This window comes from Paraburkholderia acidisoli (assembly GCF_009789675.1).
GTDB lineage: Bacteria > Pseudomonadota > Gammaproteobacteria > Burkholderiales > Burkholderiaceae > Paraburkholderia > Paraburkholderia acidisoli.
This window is the reverse complement of sequence record NZ_CP046915.1, coordinates 569846-595651: the sequence shown is the minus strand read 5'-3', so window position 1 is coordinate 595651 and position 25806 is coordinate 569846. Positions and strand designations below refer to the sequence as shown.

Annotated in this window: 24 protein-coding genes; 13 read left to right on the top strand and 11 right to left on the bottom strand. The window is 66.9% G+C overall.

What is annotated here, in order from left to right; genetic code table 11:
* Positions 1-243: 243 nt before the first annotated feature.
* The 8 genes from andR to FAZ98_RS24800 all read left to right on the top strand — a co-directional run bounded on the left by andR (position 244) and on the right by FAZ98_RS24800 (position 8889).
* Positions 244-1227, top strand: a complete 984-nt coding sequence (gene andR, locus FAZ98_RS24835; RefSeq protein ID WP_158955027.1) for an anthranilate 1,2-dioxygenase regulatory protein AndR — start codon at positions 244-246, stop codon at positions 1225-1227.
* 188 nt (positions 1228-1415) lie between these two features.
* On the top strand, positions 1416-2417 hold the full coding sequence (locus FAZ98_RS24830; RefSeq protein ID WP_158955025.1) for a PDR/VanB family oxidoreductase: 1002 nt from the start codon (positions 1416-1418) through the stop codon (positions 2415-2417).
* Between the two features lie 33 nt (positions 2418-2450).
* Positions 2451-3794, top strand: a complete 1344-nt coding sequence (locus FAZ98_RS24825; protein ID WP_158955023.1) for an aromatic ring-hydroxylating dioxygenase subunit alpha — start codon at positions 2451-2453, stop codon at positions 3792-3794.
* Entirely contained in the window at positions 3794-4324 is a 531-nt protein-coding gene (locus FAZ98_RS24820) for an aromatic-ring-hydroxylating dioxygenase subunit beta (protein ID WP_158956490.1), read from the top strand. The genes FAZ98_RS24825 and FAZ98_RS24820 overlap by 1 nt, the downstream gene beginning before the upstream one ends.
* Positions 4324-4941 (top strand): cysteine hydrolase, encoded by a 618-nt coding sequence (locus FAZ98_RS24815; RefSeq protein WP_158955021.1) that lies wholly within the window; start codon positions 4324-4326, stop codon positions 4939-4941. Before FAZ98_RS24820 ends, FAZ98_RS24815 begins: the two co-directional genes overlap by 1 nt.
* On the top strand, positions 4938-5741 hold the full coding sequence (locus FAZ98_RS24810) for an SDR family oxidoreductase (RefSeq protein WP_158955019.1): 804 nt from the start codon (positions 4938-4940) through the stop codon (positions 5739-5741). Before FAZ98_RS24815 ends, FAZ98_RS24810 begins: the two co-directional genes overlap by 4 nt.
* A 63-nt stretch (positions 5742-5804) precedes the next feature.
* Positions 5805-7277, top strand: a complete 1473-nt coding sequence (locus FAZ98_RS24805; protein WP_158955017.1) for an aldehyde dehydrogenase family protein — start codon at positions 5805-5807, stop codon at positions 7275-7277.
* 22 nt (positions 7278-7299) lie between these two features.
* Positions 7300-8889 carry a phytoene desaturase family protein gene (locus FAZ98_RS24800; protein ID WP_158955015.1) on the top strand — a complete coding sequence of 530 codons (1590 nt, stop codon included), beginning with the start codon at positions 7300-7302 and terminating at the stop codon, positions 8887-8889.
* 6 nt (positions 8890-8895) lie between these two features.
* On the opposite strand, the gene FAZ98_RS24795 is transcribed toward FAZ98_RS24800, so the two are convergent.
* From FAZ98_RS24795 to FAZ98_RS24785, 3 genes are read right to left on the bottom strand one after another with little or no spacing between them, the layout of a single operon-like run.
* Positions 8896-9993 (bottom strand): porin, encoded by a 1098-nt coding sequence (locus tag FAZ98_RS24795; protein WP_158955013.1) that lies wholly within the window; start codon positions 9991-9993, stop codon positions 8896-8898.
* 16 nt (positions 9994-10009) lie between these two features.
* A complete protein-coding gene (locus tag FAZ98_RS24790) occupies positions 10010-10876 on the bottom strand; it encodes an alpha/beta hydrolase (RefSeq protein WP_158955011.1) in 867 nt (288 codons plus the stop codon).
* A gap of 16 nt (positions 10877-10892) precedes the next feature.
* The gene (locus tag FAZ98_RS24785) at positions 10893-12170 is read right to left on the bottom strand and encodes an MFS transporter (RefSeq protein WP_158955009.1); all 1278 of its coding nucleotides are present in this window, start codon (positions 12168-12170) and stop codon (positions 10893-10895) included.
* A gap of 431 nt (positions 12171-12601) precedes the next feature.
* Here FAZ98_RS24785 and FAZ98_RS24780 point away from each other — a divergent pair, with 431 nt between their 5' ends.
* Entirely contained in the window at positions 12602-13660 is a 1059-nt protein-coding gene (locus tag FAZ98_RS24780; RefSeq protein WP_158955007.1) for a VOC family protein, read from the top strand.
* A gap of 67 nt (positions 13661-13727) precedes the next feature.
* Complete coding sequence (locus FAZ98_RS24775; RefSeq protein WP_158955005.1) at positions 13728-14897, top strand: FAD-dependent oxidoreductase; 1170 nt, start codon at positions 13728-13730, stop codon at positions 14895-14897.
* A gap of 54 nt (positions 14898-14951) precedes the next feature.
* On the opposite strand, the gene FAZ98_RS24770 is transcribed toward FAZ98_RS24775, so the two are convergent.
* From FAZ98_RS24770 to FAZ98_RS24745, 6 genes are all read right to left on the bottom strand, one after another.
* Positions 14952-16001: an AraC family transcriptional regulator gene (locus FAZ98_RS24770; protein ID WP_158955002.1), complete on the bottom strand. Its 1050-nt coding sequence runs from the start codon at positions 15999-16001 to the stop codon at positions 14952-14954.
* A gap of 212 nt (positions 16002-16213) precedes the next feature.
* Positions 16214-17305, bottom strand: a complete 1092-nt coding sequence (locus FAZ98_RS24765) for a porin (RefSeq protein ID WP_158956488.1) — start codon at positions 17303-17305, stop codon at positions 16214-16216.
* Positions 17306-17400: 95 nt separating this feature from the next.
* A complete protein-coding gene (locus FAZ98_RS24760; protein WP_158955000.1) occupies positions 17401-17706 on the bottom strand; it encodes a Zn-ribbon domain-containing OB-fold protein in 306 nt (101 codons plus the stop codon).
* Positions 17703-18869 (bottom strand): thiolase family protein, encoded by a 1167-nt coding sequence (locus tag FAZ98_RS24755; protein ID WP_158954998.1) that lies wholly within the window; start codon positions 18867-18869, stop codon positions 17703-17705. The genes FAZ98_RS24760 and FAZ98_RS24755 overlap by 4 nt, the downstream gene beginning before the upstream one ends.
* Positions 18870-18882: 13 nt before the next feature.
* Positions 18883-20235, bottom strand: a complete 1353-nt coding sequence (locus FAZ98_RS24750) for an MFS transporter (RefSeq protein WP_158954996.1) — start codon at positions 20233-20235, stop codon at positions 18883-18885.
* 175 nt (positions 20236-20410) lie between these two features.
* Positions 20411-22054, bottom strand: coding sequence for an ATP-dependent acyl-CoA ligase (locus FAZ98_RS24745; RefSeq protein WP_158954994.1), 1644 nt, complete (start codon positions 22052-22054; stop codon positions 20411-20413).
* 287 nt (positions 22055-22341) lie between these two features.
* On the opposite strand from FAZ98_RS24745, the gene FAZ98_RS24740 reads away from it, so the two are divergent.
* From FAZ98_RS24740 to FAZ98_RS24730, 3 genes are all read left to right on the top strand, one after another.
* Positions 22342-23283 (top strand): LysR family transcriptional regulator, encoded by a 942-nt coding sequence (locus FAZ98_RS24740; RefSeq protein ID WP_158954992.1) that lies wholly within the window; start codon positions 22342-22344, stop codon positions 23281-23283.
* 78 nt (positions 23284-23361) lie between these two features.
* Complete coding sequence (locus tag FAZ98_RS24735; RefSeq protein ID WP_158954990.1) at positions 23362-24114, top strand: 2OG-Fe(II) oxygenase; 753 nt, start codon at positions 23362-23364, stop codon at positions 24112-24114.
* A 77-nt stretch (positions 24115-24191) separates the two neighbouring features.
* Positions 24192-24809, top strand: a complete 618-nt coding sequence (locus tag FAZ98_RS24730) for a 2OG-Fe(II) oxygenase (protein WP_325072850.1) — start codon at positions 24192-24194, stop codon at positions 24807-24809.
* Between the two features lie 12 nt (positions 24810-24821).
* On the opposite strand, the gene FAZ98_RS24725 is transcribed toward FAZ98_RS24730, so the two are convergent.
* Together FAZ98_RS24725 and FAZ98_RS24720 are read right to left on the bottom strand one after the other, a co-directional pair.
* Positions 24822-25322 carry a hypothetical protein gene (locus FAZ98_RS24725; RefSeq protein WP_158954986.1) on the bottom strand — a complete coding sequence of 167 codons (501 nt, stop codon included), beginning with the start codon at positions 25320-25322 and terminating at the stop codon, positions 24822-24824.
* Positions 25319-25801, bottom strand: coding sequence for a DUF2778 domain-containing protein (locus FAZ98_RS24720; RefSeq protein WP_158954984.1), 483 nt, complete (start codon positions 25799-25801; stop codon positions 25319-25321). The genes FAZ98_RS24725 and FAZ98_RS24720 overlap by 4 nt, the downstream gene beginning before the upstream one ends.
* Between the last annotated feature and the right edge of the window lie 5 nt (positions 25802-25806).

Genomic DNA, 25806 nt, shown 5'->3' with positions numbered 1-25806 from the left:
GCCGAAGCAGGGCAGACGGAGTGTTCGGCGGCCGAAAATCGCCATCTATCCACTACGCGCAACGCCCGGCGCGGCGTTGTTCATTTCTGGCAAGTGGTTCGCACCCTCGTTATGGCGTTTTTTTGATGTAGATCACGAACGTGTACAGTGAGGTACGCTTGGGAGAGTGCGCGGGCCATCGACCCGCGCCGCCCGATCCCCGCGATCCCTCAATACGTAGCGAATACGCAGCGAAGAACGCCCATGTCGCCAACTTCCATGCTGATCGAGCCGGCGCTGTTGCACCAATACCGGTACTTCGAGTCGACCGACGTCGACGACACGCGCCAGCGCATCGCGACCGTGCTCCAGCCGCATCGGCTCACGCCGGGCGTGGTGCGCGCGGGCCATTCGGCGCATATGAACTACGTGCGTATCGACGGTCTCGGCTTCGGCACCATCGGCTACGCGGGCGCGATGGGCGTGGACGCGGGCGAGATCGAGGACTACTACCTCGCGATCCTGAGCCTCTCGGGTTATGCCGATGTCACGGTGGCCGGGCGGCGCACCATCGTCGGGCCGACACAAGGCGTGATCGTCGGGCCGCAGATGCGCTTCGGCGGCACGTTTTCCGGCGACTGCGAGCAGTTCTTCGTGCGCATCGACAAGCGCGCGATGCTCGCGCATACCGGCTACGACCATCTGCATATCGAACCCACGCTCGATCTCACGCGCCCCGAACTCGCGCCGTGGCTCGCGCAACTGCGTCTGCTCGCGTCGTCGCCGGAAACCATCGCGCTCGCGCAGCGCGACCGCCGCGTGGGCGTGGAATTCGAACGCCTGCTCGTGACGATGCTGCTCGCGGGCCAGCCGCATCATTGCCAGACGCGCACCACGCCGGCCGCGCTCGTGCCGCGCACGGTCAAGCGCGCGAAGGCGTATATCGACGAACACGCCTGCGAGCCCATCACGCTCGCGGGCATTGCCGAAGCCGCGGGCGTGCCCGTGCGCACGCTGCTCGACAGCTTCCAGCGTTACTCGCACGCGAGCCCGATGCAGATCGTGCGCGAGTCGCGGCTCGAACGCGCGCGCGACCTGCTGCTGCGCGCGCGGGACACGGAGCGCGTGGCCGATATCGCGCTGGGCTGCGGCTTCGCCAACCTCGGCCGCTTCGCGAACGCTTACCGCGAGAAGTTCGGCGAGACGCCTTCGGCGACGCTGCGCCTCGTGCGCCAGCGCGCGAGCTGAGTCGCGGTTTTCGCCGATAACGCCGATCCCGCGCGCTTCGCCGCAGCGCAGCAAACCCCCGCATCGAATCGTCCATGAACATTTCGCGTCGATTCCTGCGCGCCCCGGACAGCCGCTGCGATTCGCGGATATCCCGCCGATTTTGACCACCCTACAGTCGATCCGTCTGAATTCAACGGAGTCGCTGTATGTCCGCTTCCGGGACGCCTTTGCGGATGCGCGTCGCGCGCATCGATGCCCTGACCGCCGCGATCCGGCGCCTGCATCTCGTGGCCGCCAACGGCGCGCCGCTGCCCGCGTTCGAGGCCGGCGCGCACATCGGCGTGCACGTGCCGCTCGGCGAGCGCACGCAACGGCGCGCGTATTCGCTCGTGAACGCCGCTGCTTCGTCGCAGGACCCGACGTTCAACCCCGACCACTATGAAATCGCGGTGCTGCTCGAACCCGCGAGCAGCGGCGGCTCGCGCTGGATGCACGCGCTCCGGCCCGGCGACGAAGTCGACATCGACGCGCCGCGCAACGACTTTCCGCTCGCGCCGGGCGCACGCCGTCATCTGCTGATCGCGGGCGGCATCGGCATCACGCCCATCCTCGCCATGGCGCGCGCGCTGGGCGCGGCGGGCGAAACGTACGCGCTGCACTACGCGGCCCGCGACGCGATCTCCATGGCGTATCACGACGAAGTGGGCGCGCTCGGCGACGCCACGCGCTGGTTCGACGGCGGCGACCCGCGCCATGGCATGCCGCTCGCCGAGACCATCGGCCGGCCCGAGCCCGGCGCGCACCTCTACGTGTGCGGTCCCGGCGGCCTCATCACGGCGACGCTGGCGGCCGCGCGCGCGCTCGGCTGGCCCGACGACGCGCTGCACAGCGAACGGTTCGCCGCCGCGCCGACCGCCGCCGGGGGCGCCGAGGCCGCCGAATCCGCGCCGTTCGAAGTGCGCCTCGCGGCCTCCGACCGCGTACTGGTCGTGCCGCCCGGCACCTCGATTCTCGACGTGATGATCGAAGCGGGCCTCGACCCGCTCTACGACTGCAAGCGCGGCGACTGCGGCGTGTGCACGACGCAACTGCTCGAGGGCGAAGCCGATCATCGCGACATCTGCCTGACCGGGGACGACCACGCGCGCGGCGCGTTCTGCCCGTGCGTCTCGCGTGCGAAGAGCGCGCGTCTCGTGCTCGATCTTTGAACCCCTCTTTGAACCTCACTGCAAGGAAGCGGCATGAGCCTGAACACTGAGACCCTCGCGAGCCTCGTGCGGCCGGACAGCGTCAACAAGCGCGTCTACACGGACCCGGAGATTTTCGCGCTGGAGATGGAGCGCATTTACGGCCGCGCCTGGATCTACGTCGGTCACGAAAGCCAGGTGAAGGCGCCCGGCGACTATCACACCACGCGCCTCGGCGATCAGGACGTGGTGATGGTGCGCGCCTCGGACGGCCAGATTCACGTGGTCTATAACCGCTGCCCGCACAAGGGCGCGAAAGTCGTGCCGGACGGCGAAGGCTCCACCGGCAAGTTCTTTCGGTGTCCGTATCACGCGTGGACCTTCAAGCTCGACGGCACGCATCTTTCCGCGCCGCTGCGCAACGGCTTGCAAAACACCTGCTTCGACCCGAAACACCCCGACTTTTCGATGCGCCGCGTCGCGCGCGTGGAGAGCTATCGCGGTTTCGTGTTCGCGAACCAGGCGAGCGACGGCCCCGATCTCAAGACCTTCCTGAACGGCGTGGCGTCCTCCATCGACAATCTCTGCGACCGCTCGCCCGTGGGCGAAGTGGAAGTCGCGGGCGGCGTGTTTCGCGTGCTGCAACGCTCGAACTGGAAAGTGTTCTACGAGAATCTGCACGACACGATGCATGCGCCGGTCACGCACGAGTCGTCGGTGGTGTCGGCGCGCGCGCAGGCCGAGGACATGGGCGCGATGCCGTTCGAACTGCTCATCATGGACGGCAACGGCGAGCCCTACGAGTTCTGGGAGAAGCTCGAGTTGCGCGCCTACGAGTTCGGCCACGGCTACATGGAAGGTATTTTCGATCCCACGGCGGCCACGCGCGACCCGGTGACGAAGGCGCATTTCGCCACGCTCACCGAGGCTTACGGCGAGGAACGCGCACGCAATATCCTCGGCATGAACCGCCATAACACGGTGATTTACGGCAGCGGCTCGCCGCACACGGTGTTCCAGCAGTTCCGCGTGATCCGGCCCATTGCCGTCGACAAAACCCTCGTGGAGATTCAGGTGTTTCGCCTGAAGGGCGCACCGGACGCCGTGTTCGACCGCGCGCTCACGTACGCCAACGTCATCAACTCGCCCTCGTCGAACGTGATGCCCGACGACGTGGAAGTCTACGCGCGCTGCCAGGAAGGCAACCGGACGCGCGGCGGCGAGTGGGTCAGCATGCATCGCTACGCGGGCACGGACCGCGCCGTGGAAGACGGTTTCGTCTCGATCAACGGCACGAGCGAATTGCCCATGCGCAACCAGTTCGCGGCGTGGAAGCGCTTCATGGCGCAAGAATCCGCCGATACCCAGGCGCAAGCGCAACAGCAGGGAGACGAATGATGCTCAACGATCCGACCTACGATCTCTCCACCGCCGCTGCGCGCGCGGTGCCGTTCGATGCCGCGCTGCGTGCCGAAGCCGAGCAGTTTCTCTACCGCGAGGCGCGTTTGCTCGACACGCGCGCGTTCGACGCGTGGCTCGATCTGTGGACGCCCGACGGCATGTACTGGCTGCCGCACGAAGCCGGTCAGACCAGCGCGCGCGATCACATCTCGCTGTTCTGGGAAGACGCCACGCTGCGCGAAGTGCGCGCGCGCCGCCTCTCCAACGCGCGCAACTGGTCGCAGCAGCCGCCCACGCGCACGGCGCGACTCGTCGGCAACGTGATCGTCGACGGTTACGACGAGGCGGGGCGCCTGATCGTGCATTCCACCTTGTTCGTCAACGAGTGGCGGCTCGACCAGCGCACGCTCGCGGGCCTCGTCACGCACAAGCTCGACACGCGCGGCGACGACTGGAAGATCTATCTCAAGCGCGTCGACCTCGTGAATTCCACCGACGCCTTCGCGAATCTCGAGGTGTTCGTGTGATGGCGACCGCTTCCGCGAAATTCGCGCGCACGGCCGTGATCGCGCTGCATTACCAGAACGACGTGCTCGATCCGGGTGGCCAGATTCGCGTGGGATTCGACGCGGCGCAACCCGAGCGCGCGGCCGTGCTCGACGCGGCGGCCGCGTTGCTCGCGCAGGCGCGCGCGCAGGGGTTGCCGCTCATCCACATACGTATTGCGTTTCGGCCGGATTACGCCGACCTGCTGCGCAACGCGCCGATCTTCGTGCGCACGGCCGAAGCGGGGGCGCTGCGCGAGGGCACGTGGGGCGCGCAGTTCTATCCGGGCCTCGAACCCGACGCCTCGCGCGCGCTCGACTACGTGCTGCATCACCGGCGCACGAGCGGTTTCATCGGCACGCCGCTCGAACAGATCCTCGCCGCGCACGACGTGCGGCATCTCATCGTCGCGGGCGTGGCCACGCATTCGACCGTGGAGATGACCGTGCGCCACGCCGTCGATCTCGGCTACACAGCCACGGTCGCCGCCGACGCGTGCTCGTGCGCGGACCGGCGCGCGCACGAGGCCTCGCTCGACGCGATGCGCTTGATCGCGGCAATTGCCACCGTCGGCGAAATTTTCAGGGAGCGCGCATGAGCGAATCACGCAATGACAAGCTGGCGGGCAAAGTCGCGATCGTCACGGGCGCGACGCAAGGTCTGGGCGCCGACATCGCCCGCGCGCTCGCCCAGGACGGCGCGCACGTGCTGATCGTCGGGCGCGGCGCGCAGGCCGGTCGCGACGTGGCGGCGTCGATCGGCCCGCGGGCGCGCTTCGTCGAAACCGATATCACCGACGACGCGCAACTCGACCGCCTGATCGACCTCGCGCGCGAGACCCACGGCGGCATCGACTTCATCGTGAACAACGCGTGCAGCTACGACGACGCGGGCATCGCCTCCACGCGCGAACAATGGCACCGGCTGCTCGACGTGAATCTCGTTTCGGCGGCGATGCTGGTGCAAAAGGCCGCGCCGTATCTGCGCGAGCAGGCCGTGATCGTCAACCTCGGCAGCACGGGCGGCAAGTTCGGCGCGGCGGGGCGCGCGCTTTATCCGGCGTCGAAGGCGGCGATGCTGCAATTCACGCGCAATCTCGCCATGGAATTCGGGCCGCGCGGCATTCGCGCCGTGAGCGTCTCGCCCGCGTGGACGTGGTCGCCGTCGCTCGAAACCCTCGCGGGCGGCTCGATCGAAACCGCCGACCGCGTGGGCAAGCGCCTGCATCCGCTCGGCCGCGTGGGGCGCGGCGAGGAAGTCGCGCGCGTGGTCGCGTTCGCGTGCTCGGCGGACGCCTCGTGGATCACGGGCGTGGATTTGCCGGTGGACGGCGGTTTTTCCACGCTCGGCCCCGATCAAGGCGTCTCGCCGCGCGCGTGGTTTGCGTCGTCCCAATGAAATGAGTTTGCTGTCGCGAAGTCCGTGGTTCTCTCTCAATCAGGCATTCCCCTGGAGTCAAGCATGAACGCTTCCACCGAAGCCGCTCGCGAGGTTCGCGAAGGCAAGCTTTTCATCGACGGCCGCTGGACGGCAGGTTCCGCCAACGACGTGCGCCCCGACTACAACCCCGCCACCGGCGAAGTGTTCGCGCAGGTGCACCAGGCCACGCGCGCCGACGCGATTCGCGCGGTGGACGCCGCGCACCGCGTGAAGGACGAGTGGGCCAATCTCGTGGTGTCGCGCCGCGCCGAAATCCTGCTCTCGTGCGCCGACGCGCTCGCCGCCATGGCCGACGACGTGCGCGACGTGCTGATCAAGGAATCGGGCTCGACGTTTCCGAAGGCGATGTTCGAGGTGATGAGCGGCATCGACCTGTTGCGCAGCGCGGCCGGCGACGCGCGCCACATCTTCGGCGAAACGCTGCCGCACAGCATGCAAGGGCAGATCGGCCTGACGCTGCGCCGCCCGCTCGGCGTGATCGCGGGCATCGCGCCGTTCAACGCGCCGTTCTGGCTCGCCATGAAGAAGGTCGTGCTCGCGCTCGCGGCGGGCAACACGTTCGTGCTCAAGCCTTCCGAGGAAACGCCCGTCACCGGTCTGAAGATCGCCGAACTGTTCGAGCGCGGCGGCTTGCCCGCGGGCGTGCTCAACGTGATTCCGGGACCGGCGAGCGAGATCGGCGACGTGCTGCTCACCGACCCGCGCGTGCGCATGCTCACCTTCACGGGCTCCACGCGCGTGGGCCGTCACCTGGCCGTGGAAGCCGCGAGGCACATGAAGAAGGTCACGCTCGAACTGGGCGGCAAGAATCCGCTCATCGTGCTGCGCGACGCCGATCTCGACTACGCCGCGCGCGCCGCGTGCTTCGGCATCTTCTTCCACCAGGGCCAGGTGTGCATGGCGAACTCGCGCATCATCGTGGAGGCGCCCGTGTACGACGAATTCGTCGAGCGCTTCGTGGCGCGCGCCGCGACCTACAAGGTGGGCGATCCGCGCGATCCCGACACGGTGATCGGGCCGCTCATTCGCCGCACGCAATGCGACGTGATCGACGCGCAGGTGGCCGACGCCCAGGCGAAAGGCGCGCGCCTGCTGCTCGGCGGCACGCACGAAGGCAACTTCTATACGCAGACAGTGCTCGCCGAGGTGAACTCGGGCATGCAGATCTACGACGAGGAAAGCTTCGGACCGGTCACGTCGATCATTCGCGTGGAGAACGCGGAGGAAGCGCTGCGCGTTGCCAACGACACTTCGTACGGCTTGTCGTCGGGCGTCATCACCAATGACTTGCAGAAGGCCTTCGACCTCGCGCTGCGGCTCGAGGCGGGCATGGTGCACATCAACGACACGACCGTGTCGGATGAAGCGCACGTGCCGTTCGGGGGCACCAAGATGAGCGGCGTGGGGCGCGAGGGCGGCCGCTATTCCATGGAAGAGATGACCGAGGTGAAGTGGATCACGATCCAGATGGGTCAGCGCCAGTTCCCTTTCTGAACAACGATAAAACGGAGTCGCGATGGAAGAAACCGATGTCGTCATCGTGGGCAGCGGCATCAACTCGCTCGTGTGCGCGGCGGTGCTCGCGCGGCGCGGCAAGCGCGTGGTGGTGATCGAGCGCAACGCGCAGCCGGGCGGCTGCATTCGCAGCGAGGAACTGTTTCCGGGCTACACGCATGACGTGCTCTCGTCGTGGTATCCGCTCTTCATCGGCAGTCCTGCGTATGCCGAGCTGAAGGACGAATTGCACGCGCAGGGGCTCGAATTCGTGCAGGGCGAGTATTCGACCGGTATCGTCACGCCCACGGGCGAAGCCATGGCGTTCCGCACGGATATTGCCGATATCGCGCGCCAGTTCGACGCCTTGCACGCGGGCGACGGTGCGGCGTTCGCGGCGGCGGCGGGACGCCTGTTCGGCGCGGACGCGGCGCTGACCTTCGGCTTGCTCGGCGAGAATCCGTACGGCTGGAAGATGGTGAAGCTGCTGTGGCGCGAATGGCGCGCGCGCGGCGTGGACGGCCTCGCGGCGTTCGTGGGCGGCGCGCTCGAAAACTTCCGGCGCTGGGGCACGCGCGAATTGCACTCCGACCTCGCGCGCGCCGCCATCGCGCCGTGGACGCTGCACACGGGCCTCGGCCCCGACGACGCCGGCTCGGCGCTCATCGGCAAGCTCACGTTCGCGGCCGTGGTCGCGGGTGGCATGCCGGTGGTGAAGGGCGGCAGCGCGAACATCGTGAAGGCGTTTCGCGCGGTGATCGAGCGGCACGGCGGCGTGTTTCTCACCGGCACCGACGTCGAGCGCGTGCTCACGGAAAACGGCCGCGCCGTGGGCGTTGCCGTCGACGAAAAATCGGGCGGCAAGACGTGGCGCGCGAAGCAGGCCGTGGTCTGCAATGTCACGCCGCGCCAGTTGTACGGGCGGCTGTTGCCCGAGGCGCCCGCGCCGTGGCGCGAACGCGCGCAAGCGTATCAGTTCGGCCGCGGCGACATGCAGATCCACTTCGCGCTCTCGTCCGCGCCCGAGTGGTGCGCGCCCGACCTCGCGCGCGTGCCGCTCGTGCATCTCACGGAGAGCATGGAGTCGGTGTGCATGGCCGTGGCGCAGGCGAACAACGGGCTGATTCCGGCGCGGCCCACCATCGCCATCGGCCAGCCCACGGCCGTCGATCCGAGCCGCGCGCCCGCGGGCGGCGCGATTCTCTGGCTGCAATTGCAGGAGATGCCCGCGCGGCTCGTGGGCGACGCGGCGGGCGAGATCGCGGTACCGGCGGACGGCGGCTGGACCGAGGCGGTGCGCGAGCAGGTGGCCGACCGCGTGCAGCGCCGCCTCGAAACGGTCATGCCCGGCCTTGCCGCGAAGATCGTCGGGCGGCGCGCGTATTCGCCCGGCGACCTTCAGCAGCTCAACTGCAACCTCGTGGGCGGCGACCCGTATTCGGGCGTGTGCTCGCCCGACCAGTTCTTCTGGCTGCGGCCGTTCGCGGGCGAGCGGGGCAAACGCGTGCACGCCACGCCGTACGCGAACCTGTATCAGATCGGCGCGTCGACGCATCCGGGGCCGGGTTTGGGCGGCGCTTCGGGCTGGATGGTCGCGAACCAGCTCACGTAGAAGCGCTCAGAAGAAGTGCTGAATGCCGATCGCGAGCCCGACCTGCGAGCGCCCCGACGCCTGCCCCGCGCCCAGCAGCGCAGCCACCGCGTTCGCGCCGGACGCGCGCTGATACATCGCCTGCTGGTAAAGCAGCGTGCGTTTGGAGATCGAGTACAGATTCGAGAGGCTCAGCGTGACCCAATGGCCGCCGTCGAGATTTTCGACGGCGCCGCCCACGCCGATCGTATCCACCGTGGCGAGCGTATAGCTCACGCCCGCGTCCACGGTATTGGCGTTCGCGCTCGCCGTGGGCATGTCGATGCGCGTTTGCGTGAACATCGCGTGCAACAGCCAGTTGCCGAGCGCGTAGCTGCCGCCCGCGCCCCAGTTCTGCACGCGGTTCGCGACCATGCCGCCGGCGGGCAGCGGCGTGCCCAGCAAGCTGCGGAGCCCGATGGAATCGGCAAACTCCAGATAGCGGTCGTTCTCGTTCGCGTAGACCGCGCCCAGTTTGAGCGGCCCGTTCTTGTACTGCACGGTGAAGCCGTAATTGCGGCCGTTGGCGAAATTGCCCGCCTGATTGCCGAAGCCGAATTGCGCGCCGAACGAGAGGCCCGCGTAGCTCGGGCTCAGGTATTTGGCCGAATTGTCGAATTCGAAGGTATTGGCGAGTTCGTCGAGATTGCCCTGGTGAAAGGTGGGAAAGCCGCCGCCGATATAGCCGGTGCTCAGCGGCGAAAGCACGTCGAACATGAAGCTCGGTTGATGGCCGAGCTTGAGCGTGCCGTAGCGTGCCGAACTCAGGCCAACCGTGGCTTCGCGCTGGAACAGCTGATTCGCCACGGTGAACTTGCCGCTGCTGAGCAGAAAGCCCGCTTCGAGCTTGAAGATGGCCGAGAGGCCGCCGCCCAGATCCTCGCTGCCCTGCAGGCCGAAGAAGTCGGGGATGAAGTTGCCGTCCTCGGTGCCGGCGAAATGCTTGCCGCCGACGTTGTTGAAATACGTGAGGCCGGTGTCGAGATTGCCGTACAGCGTCACGCTGCTTTGCGCATGGGCGGCCGAAGCCGCGAGGCAGGCCGCCGCGCCCGCCGCCGCGGCCCGCGTCATCAAGGTTGTCTTCACGTGGGTCCCGTTTGTTTTAGTCGTGCACGTTGCGAGTGAGAATGCCGGTAAGGTCGGCGAGCGTTGCGTTCGCGGGTTCGCGAAACACGTCGAGAATCGTGTAGTGATGCTTGCCCGTGGCGGGCGCGAGCGCGTGCACGTCGTGCCAGTGCTCGCCGAGCCGCGCCTGCTGCTCGAAGAAGCCCGGCGTTTCGTCGGCGCCCACGAGCGTGTAGACCGGCGCGCGGCCGCATCGCTCGAGCCGCGCCGGACTCAGGCGTTGCGCCTGCGCGGCGTCCAGCCCGAGCGCGCGATTGATGCTTGTGGTCACGAGCGGCGCGAGATCGAACAGACCGCTCAACGCAATCGCGCCTCGCAGGGGCGCGTCGTCGTTCGTGCCATGCTCGGTGAGCATCATCGCCGCGAGATGGCCGCCCGCCGAATGGCCCATCACATAGAGGCGATTCGCGTCGATACCGAGGCGTGCCGCGTTGCCGTGCAGCCAGCGCAGCGCGGCGCGCGTTTGCGCGAGCATCGTGTCGAGCGAAGCGCCCGGTGCGAGCGCATAGTTGTTGATCGCCACCGTCACTCCCGCGCGCACGAGCAGCGGCGCGACGAACGACACGTCGCGCTTGTCGCCGCCTTGCCAGTAGCCGCCGTGGATGAACAGCACGGCGGGCGCCTTCGCTTCGTTTTCCGTGGCAGCGGGGAAAACGTCGATGCGCTCGTCGTCGCCGGAACCGAATGCGGCTTCGCGCCAGCCCGCGAGTTGCTCGCGCGCCTCGGCCGCGTAACGCTTCCACGCGCTCATCACGTCGAGCGCGTCGGCGTGGCGCTGGCGCACGTTGTAGTTCGCTTCGTTGTGCGGATCGATGTCGATCTCGCGTGCGGTGTCGTTTTGCATGCGCCTCGCTCCCGCATCAGTGCGCGATGGCGGCGGCGGGCGCCGTGCTGCGCTTCGCGGCAATCGCGAGCAGCGCCACGAGGATCACCGCTTCCACCACGAAAAACGCCATGAACGCGGCCATGAACGAATGCGTCACATCGATCACGCCGCCCATCAGCGTGGGCGCGATGAAGGTCGAAACGATGCCGCCCAGTTCCGCATAGCCGATGGCCGTGGCCGCGAGTTTTTCGCCGTAGCTCTCGCTCACGAGGCTGAAGATCGCGCCGCCCGAAAGCACCGCCACGCCGCTCGCGCCCGCGATGGCGAGCAGCATGCCCCACGACATCGGGTAGTGCGTGGCCGCGACGAAGCTCAGCGCCGAAACCAGCGAGAGCGCCGCGCCGAGCCGGATCATCGTGACGCGCGACATGCGGTCGGAGAGCCAGCCGCCGATCAGCAGAAACACGACCTGCGAAAGTCCCATCAACGTGCCGATGAGCGCGGCGTTCTGCACGGGCATGCCTTGCTGCTGGATGAACGCGGGCACGACCCACGTGGCGGTGGCGGCGAGCGCGAAGGTATCGCCGAAAATCGCGAGCCAGCCGATATAGATCCAGCGCGCGCGGAAGATCTGCGAGAGCGCGACTTCGCCGCCGCCGTGATGCGACGGCTCCGGCCCGGCCTGCCAGCGGAACGCCGCGAGGCCGAGATCCTGCGGGCTGCCCTTGATCGTCAGCAGCCCGATCACGCCCACCAGCAGCGTGAGCACGCCGAGCGTGACGAGAAACGCGCGCCAGCCGAGCGAGACGGCCATGGGAATGCCCACGGCGAAGTCGAGCGTGATGGCGAGGCTGAACGCCGCGAGCAGCGTGCCCATGGTCGCGCCGTGGCGCTCGGCGGGAAACCAGCCCACGATCAGCTTCATCGTGCCCACCCACACGGCGGCGTCGAAGAAGCCGATCAGCAGACGCGCGCCCACGAGTTCGGCGAAGCTGCCCGCCGCGGCCTGCGCGAGCATGAACACGCCGGTGCCGAGCAGGCCGATCGCGAACAGCTTGCGCGCCGACCATTTGCGCGCGAACGGCGACCAGAACAGCATGCCGATGCAGTAGGTGATCGCGAATGCGCCCTGCACGAAACCGGCTTCGGCGGGGCTCAGATGCAGGGTTTGCGACACGAAGGTCATCACGGCCGCGAAGCCGTACCAGTCGCCGGCGAGAAAGAGTTCGCCGAGTATGCCGATGGCGAGGGCGTAGCACTGCCACGTGCGGATCGCCCGGCGCTCGGCCGGGCTGGTTTGCGTCCAAAGCATGAAGAGTCTCCCTGGCCTTGCCGGCGCGGGCCGGCGTCGATCGATGGTGAATGCGGCGCGGCGCACGGCGCGCTGGAGCATGCGAAACGCGTGAGCGTCGTGCGGTGAACGCATTGTTGGGCAAGGGGCGGGGTTGCCGCAGTCCGGAAAATGAAGCGGACATCCGATTCCCGCATCGAAATGCGCGCGGCTTGTCACGGCGGCTTGCGCCGTCGATAAGATCGCCTCACGCCTCGCCGGAAAGCGCCGCATGGGTATTCGTGCCGATCGGGTGCTGATTGAGTGCTGATTGAGTGCCGATTGGATACCGATGTCGTGCTGTGTCAGCGACCTCGGGCATGCCGCGCCGGGCGGGCGCCACCTCTCATCCCACGGGCCGCGCGCGCGACGTGCGGCTTTGCCCGACCTCTTTCGGAGAAGGAGTGCGCTTCATGTCTTCCCCGCAGCAATCGACGTCACCGACGTCACCGGCTTTATCGACGTCACCGACACCCACGCCCCGCGCGCAAGCCGCGCGATCCACGCCGTCGGCGGACTATTTCGCGCCGCGCCGGCTCGGCCACGTCAACCTCTGGGTCGACGACCTGGGCCGCTCGGAGGCGTTTTATCGCGACGTGTGCGGCCTGAACATCGAGTTCTGGGAACCCGATCTGCAAGCCACGTTTCTCGGCACCGGCCACACGCCGCACGACCTCGGCATGATGAAGACCACGGGCGGCGTGGACCGCTACGGCCGCAACGGGCTGCTGCAACTGCCGGGCACCATCGGCTTGAAGCCGGGGCTCAATCATCTCGCGTGGGAGCTGGAAAACGAGGCGGAACTCGTGGCCGCGTGGCGGCGTTTGCGCGACGCGGGCGTGCCGCTCGACATCACCGTGGATCATCAGGTGGCGCATAGCGTCTACGTCTTCGACCCCGACCGCAACTACAACGAGTTCTACTGCGACACGGTGAAAGACTGGCGCTCGGTGCTGTGTGGCGAGATGGAACTGCTCACGAGCACGTGGGACCCGGCCGCGCAGGAACCGTCGCAAGTGGGCCTGTACGACGACGCGCCCGCGCTACGCCACGTGGAAGGCGCGGCCGTGCACCCGCGCCGCATCACGCACGCGGTGCTGGTCACGGCGCGGTTTGACGCCATGCTCGACTTCTACACGCGCGTGGGCGGCCTGCACGCGGTGCGCCGCGCGCCCGGCATCGCGTGGCTCGCCGCGAGTCACGGCGCGTATCCGTACAACCTCGTGCTGGTCGCGGGCGATACGGCGTCCTACCATCATGCGGCGTTCGAACTCGCCGACGAAGCGAGCCTCGACGCGGCGCTCGCGCGCCTGGCCGAGCGCGGCATGACGCCCGCGCGCGTGGTCGATCTGCCGTGGAAACGCGCGATGTTCCTCGTCGATCCGGACGGCCAGCACAGCGAATGGTACGTGCGCCGCGGCGCGGAGCCGGACCTCACGAGCGCGACGCCGGACGCCGCATGGCTCGTGTGAGCGCAGGTTTCGTCGCATCACCCGCCCGCATCGGCAACACGAAAGCATCACGAAGGAGAGCACATACATGAACAAGACACTGTCGGCCATCATCGCGGGCGGCGGTCTGGGCGGCCTCGCCGCCGCGACCGCGCTCGCGCAACGCGGTTGGGACGTGACCGTCTACGAGCGCCAGAGCGCGCTGCGCGCCTCGGGCTCGGGCATCTACATCTGGGAGAACGGCCTGCGCGTGCTCGAAGCGCTCGGCGCCTATGACGACGCCGTGCGCGACGCGTTCGAAGGCGTCGCGTTCGAGCAGCGCGACAAGCACGGCGCGGTGATCGATTCGGCGCCGGTGGGCGCGGAGCGGCGCCTTATCACCGTCAAGCGCAGCCAGCTGCTCGATTCGCTGCGCGACGCGGCGTTGCGCGCGGGCGTGAAGGTCGTCACGTCGTCGGAAGTGATCGGCGCGACGCCGCGCGGCGAGTTGCGTTTCGCGAACGGCGATCTCGTGCGCGCGGATCTCGCCATTGGCGTGGACGGCATCTGGTCGCGCGTGCGCGAGGCGCTCGGGCTGGAAACGTTTCATCAGCAGACCGTGGAAGGCGCGCTGCGCACGGTGATCGAACGGCGCCCCGGCGATATTGCGGCGGCCGACGCGGGCAAGTACATCGAGAACTGGAATGGCAACCGCCGCTTTCTCGTCACGCCGATCAACGAGACGCAGATCTATCTCGCGCTCACCTGCCCCGAAAGCGATCGCGCGGCGCGCGACACGCGCATCGACAAGGCGCTCTGGAGCGAGGCGTTTGCGCAGTGGGCGCATTTGATCGATCGCATTGGCCCGGAAGTGAGCTGGGGCGTGTACAGCATCATCCAGTGCAGCGCGTGGTCGGCGGGCCGCACGGCGATTCTCGGCGATGCCGCGCATGCGCAGCCGCCCAATCTCGGCCAGGGCGGCGGCATGGCGATGCAGAACGGCCTCGCGCTCGCCTGCGCGCTCGAAGGCGTCGAGCGTGCGGAGCAGATTCCGGCCGCGCTCGAAGCGTGGGAAGCGCGCGAGCGGCCGCTCGTCGACCATTGCCAGAAGTGGTCCACGCTTTATGGCGAAGTGGCGTTCCTGCCCGACGAGGTGCGCTCGGCCACCGTGCGTGCGGCGATGAGCAACCCGTGGGTGATCGAGCAGATCAACCGCGCGGCGCATCATCGGCCAACGGGTACGCGCGAGCGTCGCGCGATGCCAGCGAGCGTGGCGTGATGCCGATGCGCGAGGTGGCGTAAGCCGCGGCGCGCGTGGCTTCGCGCGCCCGGTTTACTGCGCCGGACCGCGTGCGCCGGCGCGCGCGCGGCGCAGCGTATCTTGCGGGCGTTCGCCGAAGCGCTCGCCGTAGTACTGCGCGAAGCGCCCGTAATGGAAGAAGCCCCATTGCATGGCGAGTTGCGTGAGGTTGTCGGCTTGCGGCGCGCCCGCGAGCAGCGCCTCGCGCACGCGATGCAGGCGCAATTCACGCAGATAGCCCATGGGCGTCTGGTCGAAGGTGCTGCGAAACGCGTTGAAGAGCGCGCGTGCGCTCACGCCCACCGCTTCGGCGAGCGTCTCGATCGTGATCGGCTCGGCCGCGTGCGATTCGAGGTAGTCCACGGCGCGGCGCACATACGCGGGCGCGACCGACGGCAACGCGCGCGTGAGCGCAAAACGGTGCGAGAGCGAATGCGGATGCGCATAGAGCAGCGCGTCGATCAGCATCTGCTCGATATGCGCGCAATAAATGGCGTTGTCGAGCAATTCGGGGAACGTCTCGCTGCCTTCGATCACGTGGCGCAGCGTGCTCATCCACGCGCGACCGGCGCGGCCGTTCAGGTCGAGCCCGAGATCGAAGCTCACCGGGTCGCGCGTCTGATAGCCGAGATGCGCGGCGCAGGTGCGATCGACGAGTTGCTGGTCGAGCTTCACGATCAACTGCGAAAGCGACGGCGCGAGATCGAGATGCACCGGCTTGCCCGGCGACATCACTACGGCATGATTGGTGTCGCCGTCGAGCGACTCGCGCCCGCAGCGATACCGCCCGCCGCCGCGCAACGGGATTTCCACGAGCACGAAACCGTCGAAGCAGTCCGGCTCGACCTTCACCTCCGCACCATATTCGAGCAGGTGCAGCGAAATTTGCCCCACTTTCTTCGAGTACAGGTGCGTATTGAGTGCCCGATGCGGATCGCGCAGCGTCATCGCGTGCGGCTTGAACGCGCGGCCGACGACCTCGGTGACCTGATCGAAATCCTGCGCGCCATTCAGTTCGCGGTGCCAACTGTCGAGGTTGGGCCGCTCGAGGCTCGACGCGAAGGGAACGGATGGGCTGAGCATGCGATGTGGGGAGCGAAAACGTGGCGTCCGTGCCGGTGTTCGTGAAATTGCCCGACCGGCTCTCGGGTTCTCATGATGCAAGAACGAGGCCAGTTTGCGCGCGCGGTTATGCCATCAATTCTTCTCGGTCTTGCCGCCGCCGATAATTGGGGAATTCCATAGAAAAAGGGCGCTCCCGCGAGCGCCCTTTTTTCTCGACGATCACGCCGGTTTCAGAACTTCTTGCGGATGCCCAGGCGCAACGCCACCTGGTTGATCGAGTTCGACGGCGCGAGCACTGGCGCGAGATCGGCCACGGCGCCGCCGCCCGCGCGCATATAGGTCGCGCTCGCGTAGACGTCGGTGCTCTTCGAGAGGTAGTAGTCGAGGCTGGCGTCGGCTTCGTGGTAATGCGGCGCCTGGCCCGTGGCGGAGACGTTGCCCTCGGTATAGCTGTACGCGGCGCCCAGTTGCAGCGTGGGCGTGAGCATGTACGCCGCCACGATTTCGCCAATATTGAAGGTCACGTGACCGTTGATCTTCGCGCCGAGCGTGGGGTCGAGATCGCCGAACTGCGTGTGGGTCCAGTCGGCGCTCAGGCGCAGCGAGCCGAACGTGTAGGCCGCGCCCAGACCGAAGACCTTGTAGCTGGCGGCCGCGAGACCGTAGTTGCCGTCCACGGTGTTCGACGCGGTCCATACGCCTTCGGTCACGGCTTGCGCCGGGTGGTCGATCGCCGTGTAAGCGCCCACGAGCTGCAGGCCGCCGTTCACGTATTGCAGGGCGAACGACTTTGCGCTGTTCTGCGCCATGTTGCCCGCCACGCCGCCGAAGCTGTAGCTCGCCATGCCGCTGAACCCGGCGATGGTGGGCGTGACGTAGCGCACGGCGTTGTTCAGGTGAAAGTCGATACCGTTGTTGTCGAGATCGCCCGGGTGCGGGAACAGAATGCCGCCCGGCAGCGTGCCGTTCGCCGAAAGCACGCCGATATAGTCGCCGATCGCCTCGCCCTGGCGGCCCAGCGTGAGCGTACCGTAGCGGGTGTTGCTGAGACCTACATAAGCGAGCCGCCCGAACAGCCGGCCGCCCTGGCTCAACGCGCCCGTGTTGCCATTGAAGCCGCCTTCGAGCCGGAAGATCGCGCTCGTGCCGCCGCCCAGGTCTTCGTTGCCGCGAAAGCCCCAGCGGTTGCCTTGCGAAATGCTGCCTTGCATCTGTACCGCGCTGTGGCCGCCCTGATTGCTCGTCCACGTCAACCCATCGTCGATGATGCCGTACATCGTCACGCTGCTCTGCGCCTGCGCGACGCCGCACATCGTAAGCATGCCGAAACATAGTGTGTAGGCAAACGGCTTTCTCACGGCTTCCCCTTTCAAAGAATCGTTATCGAAACTGCTGGTGGTGTACGAGCGGCGCGTGGCTACAGCGGGTGCGCCAGAATGCGCTGGGTTTCGTCGACCTCGAGCGCGACCGTCGCGCCCGCGGCGATGGCCGTGTCGAGCCGCGCGATCACGGTCGGGCCCAGGTCCGTGGCGACGCTGGCGAGATGCAGGTCGCCGCTCGCCTGCGCGCCCACGCGATGCAGCACCGCCGTGGCCGCGACCACCGTGCCGCGCGTGGCCGCGAGCGCCGTGAACTGCGCGCCGCCGCAGCTGGGGCAGAAGTAGCGCGCGGGAAAGAGCGTGGTGCCGCATGCATTGCAGCGGAAGACTTCGAGCGGGCTCATCGTGCGTCTCCTGCCGTTGCTTCGAGCACCACGGCGTTCGCGCACATGCCGTAGCGGTATTCGACCATGCCATAGCCGCTCACGAGCGCGAGGCGCGCATCGGCCACCTGACGTTCGCCCGCCGCGCCGCGCAATTGCGTGAGCGCTTCCACGAGGCCGTGCATGCCGCCCGCGGCGCCCGCCTGGCCCGCCGAAAGCTGGCCGCCCGAGGTGTTCACGGGCAGTTCGTGCGAGGCGATGCGAGCGATCAGCGCGCGCAGGTCGCCGTCGGGCGCGAAGCCGAGATCGGCGAGTTGCACGAGCGACATCACGGGGTAATCGTCGTAGACCGAAATCATGTCGATGTCGCCGGGTTGCGCCTGCGCCTGTTCCCACAGCGCGGGCGCGATGGCCGCGAGGCCGGTTTGCATGCCGTCGCCGGCCTGATGGTCGGGGTTGTAGTTGCATTGAAGCGCGCGCACGGCCACGTGACGGCCGGGCTTCGCGAGGTCGGCGCGCGCCACCACCACGGCGTTCGCGCCGCACACCACGGGCACGCAGTCGAAGCGGCCGAGCGGCGCGGCCACCATGGGGGCGTCCAGATACGCGTCGAGCGTGAGCGGCGTGCGATACACGGCCAGCGGATTGCGCTCGGCCCACGCGCGTTGCGCGACGCACAGCGCGCCGTAGTCGGCCCGCGTGAGTCCGTAGCGTTCGGCGTGACGCTGCGTGAGCATCGCGAACAACGCGTTCGGGCCGCCGCTTTCGAGCGGGCGCAGCCACGTGCGCGTGGTGAGGTTGTAGTGCTCCACGAGGCGCTTGAAGTCGGCGGGCTCGAAACGGTCGCCGGAAACGAGCACGATCACGTTGGCGTCGCCGCTCTGGATCGCGCGGATCGCATGCTGCAACAGATTGATCGCACTCGCGCCGCCGTGGCAGTCGTCCATGCACCAGCGCGGCGAAAGCCCGAGGCGCCAGGCCATGTCGATGGCGTGATCGGGGCCGAGCGTGAACGAGGCCACGCCCAGGCCGTCGACCTCGCGCGCCGCGAAGCCAGACTGTTCGAGCGCGGCCGCGAACGCCTGGGCAAGCAGGTCGCCGGTGCTCGCGTCGGGCGCCTGGCGGCGGTACGGCACTTCCACACCGGCGCACAGCAGCGCGCCATCGTAAGGACGGGATCGCATTGCTTCGGGTTCCTTAGCGAAGGGTGGGATTGGCCCGGGATTTGACCGTCTCGCGGGTGCAGAGCACGGCGATCGCGGTGATCGCGCCCATCGCCATCAACATCAAGGCAACCGGCCACGCGGCGTGATACTTCGCGAGCAGCGCCGTGGCGGCCAGCGGCGAGAGTCCGCCCGCGAACACCGAGGCGATTTCGTGACCGAGCGCCATGCCCGAATAGCGCACTTCGGTGCTGAAGAGTTCGCCCATCAGGCTCGGCTGCGTGCCGATCATCGCGCCATGGCAGACGGCGTTGCCGAGCAGCAGCGCGAGCCAGATCAGCGCGGGCACCTTGGTGTCGAGCAGCCAGAAGAACGGGAACGCCACGACGATCAGCCCGATCGCGCCGATCAGATATACGGGCTTGCGGCCGATGCGGTCGGAGAGGCGGCCCCAGAGCAGCATGGTCACGAGTTCGACCATCATCGAGACCATCACGCCCGCGAGCATCACCGGACCCGGCACGCCGAGAAACTTGCCGTACACGAGCGAGAACGCGAGGAAGATGTACGAGCCGCCGTTCTCGGCCACGCGCAGCCCCATCGCCACGAGAATCGCGCGCGGATGCTTGCGGATCGCTTCGAGCACGGGCGTGTGCGAGGTCTTGCCCGCCGCTTCGGTCCTGGCGAACTCGGCGCTTTCGGGCAGCGTCGAGCGGATATACACGCCCACGCCGAAGATCAGGATGGAGAGCAGGAACGGAATGCGCCAGCCCCAGCTCATGAAGCTGTCGTGCGCGAGCGTCTGCACGACGAAGAACACGGCGGCCGACAGCACGAAGCCGCCGCCCACGCCGATCTGGCTCCACGAGGCGTAGAAGCCGCGTTTTTCGGCAGGCGCCGACTCGCTGATCATCAGCACGCCGCCGCCCCATTCGCCGCCCGAGGCAATGCCCTGCACGATACGCAGCAGCACGAGCAGCGCGGGCGCCCACATGCCCACTTGCGAATAGGTGGGCAACAGGCCGATCAGGAAGGTCGCGCCGCCCATCAGCGAGAGCGTCCAGACGAGCGCGCCGCGCCGGCCGTAACGGTCGCCGAGATGGCCGAACAGGATGCCGCCGATCGGCCGCGCCGCGAAGCCCACGGCGAAGCCCGCGAACGCGGCGAGCGTGCCGATCAGCGGGTCGGTGCCCTTGGGGAAGAAGAGTTCGCCGAACACGAGCGCGGCGGCGGTGCTGTAGAGAAAGAAGTCGTACCATTCGAGCGCGTTGCCCGCGACGGACGCCATCACGATGCGGCGCAGCGCGCGCGGATCGAGCGCCGCGGATTTTGCGCCGGGCGCGTTGGGGTCGGACGCGCCTGCGGAACAGGTCTGGGTGCTTGCCATGCTGCTTCTCCTGGTGCCGTGGGGCGGCACCGACGATGGGAATGCTGCGTTATGCGAGCGCGCGTGTCTCCTCGCGCGAGTCTTTTTGCCTGCTTGTGTCCGTGCCTGTACTGCGTTTGTACAGCGCGTGGGCCGCGCCGGTACGGAGTTGCGACCTGCGTTGCTACGTTCCTTCCTACGAGCGTTTCAGCCGATACCCCGAGGTTTCGAGGTCCCACGCCGTGGCCGTGATGCCCACGTCGCGCAGCTTGTACTTCTGGATCTTGCCGTTCTCCGTGCGCGGCAGATCGGCGACGAAGTCGAGATAGCGCGGCACCGCGAAATACGGCAGACGCGGCTCGCAATAGCGGATCAGGTCGAGTGCGTCGAGCGTCTCGCCCGCGCGCAAGACGAGCGCGGCCATCACTTCGTCTTCGGCGAATTCGGATTTCACGGCGAACACGGCGGCCGTTTCCACCGCCGGGTGGCTCAGCAGGACCTGCTCGACTTCGTACGACGAGATGTTTTCGCCGCGGCGGCGGATCGCGTCTTTGAGCCGGTCCACGAAACGGTAGTAGCCGCCTGCTTCGCGTACCACGCGGTCGCCCGTGTGGAACCAGAGATTGCGCCACGCCTCCACGGTCTTCTCGGCCATGCCGAAGTAGCCGCTCGCGAAGGCGTAGGGTTCGTCGGCGCGCACGATCAGTTCGCCCGCCTCGCCGTCGGGCACTTCGCGGTCGTTGTCGTCGACCACGCGCGCGTCGAAGCCCGCGACGAGCTTGCCCATGTAGCCGGGCTTTTGATCGGCGATACCGCCACCGATCACAAAATTGGTTTCCGTCGAGCCGAAGCCGTCGAGCAGCGCGATGCCGCAGCGGTCGGTGAATTCCTGCTGGAAGTGACCGGGCACGCCGGGCGCGAGCGCAATGCGCACGCGATGCGCGCGTTCCTGCGGCTGCGCCTCGCGGCCGAGCAGGATCGGCACCATCGCGCCGAGCACGTAGGTGACCGTGGCGTTCGTCTCGATCAGCGCGCCGAAGAAGCCGCTCGCGGAGAAGCGGCGGTCCGCGACCAGTTCCGCGTCGTGCGTGAGCGCCTGGAAGAAGGCGTTGAGCGCGTTGGTGTGAAAGAGCGGCAAGCAGGTATAGAGCACATCGCCGGGCACGACGCCGAGGTGGCTCGCCGTGTGGCGCGCCCACCAGTAGAACTGCGCGTGTGGGCAGATCACGCCCTTCGAGAGGCCCGAGGTGCCCGAGGTGTAGAGGATCGCGAGCGCTTCGCCGTCGCCGAGATCGGCCGCGGCAAGGGCTTCGCCACGCGGCGGCAGCGGTTGCGCGTGGATCGGGCTGGCGAGTGGCGCGGCGCCGGCGTCGTCCTGGCTGGCTTCGCTTTCGATCAGCCAGATCGATTCGAGCGCGAGTTTGCTGTGATCGAGTGCGAGCACGGCGCCGACCAGATGCGTTTCCGCCACCATCAGCTTCGCGCCCGAGTTGGCGAGAATGTGTTCGAGTTGCATGCCGCGCGAAGCGGTGTTGATCGGCACGACCACGGCGCCCAACCAGCCGCAGCCCAGCACGATCTCCATGAATTCGCTGCGATTGCTGCACAGCAGCGCGACGCGATCCCCGCGGCGGATGCCGTGTTGCGCGAGCGCGCCGGCCCGGCGAGCGGCGATATCCACGGCTTCGGCGCCGCTCCAGCGCAGCTTGCGGTCGGAGAACAGCGGCGCGACGCTGTTGCGTTGCACGCGTGCCGCGAGCAGGGCGGGCAGCGTTAGTGCCGGTGCGCTCCGGACCGCGGTGGCGGTGCCGAGCGTCGCGCTGTCGTCAATGCTGCCCATACGGCTTTTCTCCTCGTCTGGTAATGGGATGAGTCTGGTTGCCGCAGCCGTTATCTGTCAAATTCATCAATATTATTGACGGCATAAATCTGGCTGATTTTGGGTGCTGCGATGTTGCAGTGCACCTGGTGGGAATTTTTGTCGGCGAAATAGTTTGGATGCCGAAATATCGGCGAGATTCGCCGCGCGTTTGTCGGCAAAATTCGGGCGCGTTGACAGCGCCTGCGCGTTTCGCCGATCATGCATGCCATCGATGAACCTCCGGCGTGCGCATCAGCGGCGCCTATATGACCGAGCCAGTGACGACCTCCATCGACCATATCGACCTCAATCTCCTGCGTGTGTTTCAGGCGATCGTCGAAGAACGCAGCCTCACGAAAGCGGGCGAGCGCCTCGCGCTCTCGCAGCCCGCCGTGAGCTATTCGCTCGCGCGCCTGCGCACGCTGTTCGACGACACCTTGTTCGTGCGTACGCGTGACGGCATGCAGCCCACGCCGGTGGCGCTGGAACTCGCGGAGATCGTGGGGCGCGCGCTCGATTCGGTGCGCGAGGCGCTGCGTTATGCGGAAAGCTTCGACCCGGCCACGAGCACACGCACGTTTCGTCTCTCGCTCTCCGACGCGGGCGAGATGGCGTATTTGCCCGCGCTCTGCGCCGCGTTGCGCGAGGTCGCGCCGCGCGTGAAGCTGCACGTGGAGCCGTTGCCCGTTGAGCAGATCGAAGAGGCGCTGCGCTCGAGCCGGCTCGACTTCGCCGTGGGCAATTTGCCTGCGTTGCTGCCGCGTACGCGCCATGCGCTGCTGTTCGAGGAACAGTACGTGTGCATGACGCGCAAGCGCGAACGGCTGCCGCGCGGTAACGCGCTCACGCTCGAGCAGTTCGTGGCCGCGACGCACGTGCAGGTGCGCTCGTTCGAGCATAGCCATCACGCCATGGACGACGCGCTGCGCGCGCAGGGCGTGGGCCGCAACATCGCGCTCGCGCTGCCGCATTTCGTGGCGGTGCCGGGCGTGCTGGCATCGACGGATCTGATGGCGACGCTGCCCGAGCGGCTCGCGCGCATCCTCAATCGCTCGGGCACGTTTCGCATCTATGCGCTGCCCGTGCCGCTGCCGAAGGCGCCGGTCACGATGCACTGGCACGAGCATTTCGACCAGGACGAAGGCATCGTGTGGTTGCGCGGCTTGATGGCCGACCTGCTCGCGAACGTCGAGAAGCTGCGTATCTGAATTGCAGCGCAAGAAGCGGATCGGCGCGTGCCGCGCCTTCGCGTAAGCTTGGAACTGTCCCGCCTTCGAATTGCCGCGATGAATACCGCCACCGACATTTCCACTACCACCGCCGATCCCGCTCGCGCCGAGCGACGCGCGTCCCGCAGCTTCGACTGGTCCGCGATCGAGGCGTCGCTCGATGCGCGCGGCAATGCCGTGTTGCCGCAGGTGTTGAGTGCGGCGCAGTGCGGGCAGATCGCGGCGCTTTACTCGCGCGACGACTGTTTTCGCTCGCGTATCGTGATGGCGCGGCACAACTTCGGGCGCGGCGAATACAAGTATTTCGCGTATCCGCTGCCGCCGCTGTTGCACAAGCTGCGCCACGCGCTGTATCCGTATCTCGCGCCCATCGCGAATCGCTGGAATGCGCAGATGGGACTCGACGTGCGTTACCCGCTCGAACTCGCGGCGTTTCTCGACGAATGCCATCGCGCGGGCCAGACGCGGCCGACGCCGCTGATCCTCGAATATGGCGCGGGCGATTACAACTGTCTGCATCAGGATCTCTACGGCGAACACGTGTTTCCGTTGCAGATGGCGATCTTGCTATCGCAACCGGGCCGCGATTTCGAGGGCGGCGAATTCGTCATGACCGAAACCGCGTCGAGCGGACAGCACGCCGAAGTGATCGCGCTGGAGCAGGGCGACGCCGTGCTGTTCACGGTGAACCAGCGGCCGGCGGCGGGCAAGCGCGGCGGCACGCGCAAGGTCGTGATGCGCCATGGCGTGAGCCAGATTCGCAGCGGCAAACGGCACACGCTCGGCCTGATTTTCCACGACGCGCGATGAGTACGCATATCGACACGCAGCTCGCCGCTTATGACTGGCGCGCGATCGAGGCGCAACTCGACAGCGAAGGCTATGCGGTGTTGCCGGGCTGGCTTCATGCCGATGAAGCTCGCGCCCTGGCACGCGCGACGCTGGCGGAAAATGCAGCGCGGCGCGAGTTGCTCGAAGCGGTCGATCTTGGGCGCGGTGAGCGGTTTTATTTCGACGCAAATTTGCCGCCGCCGTTGGCGGCGTGGCGCGAGGGTTGGTATCGCTACCTCGCGCCAATTGCGAATGGCTGGAGTGAGGCGTTGGGTGAGGCATACCGCTATCCCGCGGAATGGAGTGCGTTTGTCGAGCGTGATCGCGCAGAAGCACCAATGCGCGCGCAATCGTATGTGAGCCGCCTGCGGGCAGAGGATTTTCTCGCGCTGCATCAGTGCACGAGCGGCGAGCGCGTGTTTCCGCTTCAGGTGGTGGCGCTGCTTTCCGCGCCGGGCGAGGACTTCACGGGCGGCGAATTCGTGATGACGGAGCAGCGTCCGCGCATGCAGTCGCGCCCGATGGTAGTGCCGCTTGGGCTAGGCGACGCGGCGATTATCGCGACGGCGCAGCGGCCGTTTCATGGTGCAAATGGCGTGTATCGCGTGAATCTCAAGCACGCGATCAGCCGCGTGCGGGAAGGGGAGCGGGTGGGATTGGAGGTGGGGTTTTAGGGGGCGTTGCCGTTAATGCAGCGGGCGGCGCTTGACCCGCCTCAGCGCTTTGCCGCCAACGATCAGCAGTACGCCGACGAGAATCGTCGCGCCGAATCCGTATTCGATAAGCGCAGTGTGCACCGCGGGCTCGGAGTCGAGCGATGCGAAAACGCGCGATATCGGGCCGATGAAAGTAATCGCGGCGCATTCCGCAAACCATCCGCCCGTTATTGCGGCGAGAAGAAAAGACGCGCTGGGCGACGGCGGCTCCCATCGCAGGAACGCTTTGCTGGACAAGAGGAAAACGCCCAGTAGTGCTGAAGTCGCCAACCAGTAAAGCAGTAACGCGAGTACTTCCATATCGTCAGGATTCGCGAGATCGCTTCGATGGAATAACGTCAGACTCGCGCGCAAGAAACCATCGACGCTAGAGGGCATATTAATGGGAATCGCATCGTACAAATGCGCAAGGAACCAGCCGCCCGCGAGGTTAGCGATGAAAAATATCGCCCAGCAAAAAAATCTTTTCATTTCACTTCGAGTGTTCCGTATGCCTTCAATGAGGAACCCGGGACGGGTAGCGATGGCGTTTGCGTGCGTATAAATTTTTGCAGTCGATCGAACTCATAGGCATTGACGACCGTGATACAGCCTTCACTCAAGCCTCGTGGCCCCATCGGGTGAAGCCGGAAATTGCCGCGAATCATTCCGTTGATATTGGTTTGGTCGCCAGTAGCAGGATTCCACAACATGAACCAGGTTGCCCGATCCGTGGTTCCATAGCCGTGCGCACTCCACCAGTCCCGCAGGCCGCCGAGAAAACCGCCTGATTGCCGGTCGATCAGAAAATACTGGCCTCGCGGTAGCGGGCCGATATTCTCCTTGTCCGTGGCGTCCGGATTATCTCTACCTTGTCTCTGACCCGAGAATGCCGTAACCGGCGTCGTTCCATCACACGCTAGCAGGGTTGTGTCTTTCTTATTCAAAACGAATGTGCATTTCACCGGCATGGCCG